Genomic DNA, 1,133 nt, shown 5'->3' with positions numbered 1-1,133 from the left:
AGGAATCGAAAATGACTGACATTGTGATCGTTTCGGCCGCACGCACGGCGGTGGGTAAATTCGGCGGCTCGCTGGCAAAGGTGGCCGCGCCGGAGCTGGGCGCGCTGGTGATCAAGGCGGCGCTCGAACGCGCGGGTGTGAAGCCCGATCAGGTGAGCGACGTGATCATGGGTCAGGTGCTCACGGCTGGCTCGGGCCAGAACGTTGCGCGTCAGGCCTCGCTCAAGGCAGGCCTGCCGACCTCCGTGCCGGCGATGACGATCAACAAGGTGTGCGGCTCGGGCCTGAAGGCCGTGATGCTGGCCGCCAACGCGATCATCGCGGGCGATTCCGACATCGTGGTGGCGGGCGGCCAGGAAAACATGAGCGCTGCGCCGCATGTGCTGCCGGGCTCGCGCGACGGCTTCCGCATGGGTGACGCCAAGCTGATCGACAGCATGATCGTCGACGGCCTGTGGGACGTGTACAACCAGTACCACATGGGCGTGACGGCGGAAAACGTCGCGAAGGAATACGGCATCACGCGCGAAGAGCAGGATGCGTTCGCCGCGGCCTCGCAGAACAAGGCGGAAGCCGCGCAAAAGGAAGGGCGTTTCGACGCGGAAATCGTGCCGGTCGAAATCCCGCAACGCAAGGGCGAGCCGCTCAGGTTCGCCACCGACGAATTCGTGCGTCATGGCGTGACGGCCGAATCGCTCGCGGGCCTGAAGCCGGCGTTCTCGAAGGAAGGCACGGTGACGGCGGCCAACGCGTCGGGTCTCAATGACGGCGCGGCGGCGGTGGTGGTGATGTCGGCGAAGAAGGCCGAGGCGCTGGGCCTCACGCCGCTCGCGCGCATCAAGTCGTACGCGGCCGGCGGCGTCGATCCGAAGATCATGGGCATGGGCCCGGTGCCGGCCTCGAAGCGCGCGCTGGAGCGCGCGGGCTGGTCGGTGGGCGACCTCGATCTGATGGAAATCAACGAGGCGTTCGCGGCGCAGGCGCTGGCCGTGAACAAGCAGATGGGCTGGGATACGTCGAAGATCAACGTGAATGGCGGTGCGATTGCGATCGGCCATCCGATCGGCGCCTCGGGCTGCCGCATTCTGGTGACGCTGCTGCACGAAATGCAGCGGCGCGACGCGAAGCGCGGC

Annotated in this window: 1 protein-coding gene; it reads left to right on the top strand. The window is 66.7% G+C overall.

All coding sequences use genetic code 11. From position 1 onward, the window contains the following. Positions 1-11: 11 nt before the first annotated feature. Positions 12-1,133: acetyl-CoA C-acetyltransferase (locus F4827_RS34895; protein ID WP_183734102.1), on the top strand; the 1,122-nt coding region annotated here is incomplete at its 3' end.

The organism is Paraburkholderia bannensis (assembly GCF_014200455.1).
Classification (GTDB): domain Bacteria; phylum Pseudomonadota; class Gammaproteobacteria; order Burkholderiales; family Burkholderiaceae; genus Paraburkholderia; species Paraburkholderia bannensis_A.
Note: the sequence above shows the minus strand (reverse complement) of the source record. Positions and strands in the feature narration are given on the sequence as shown.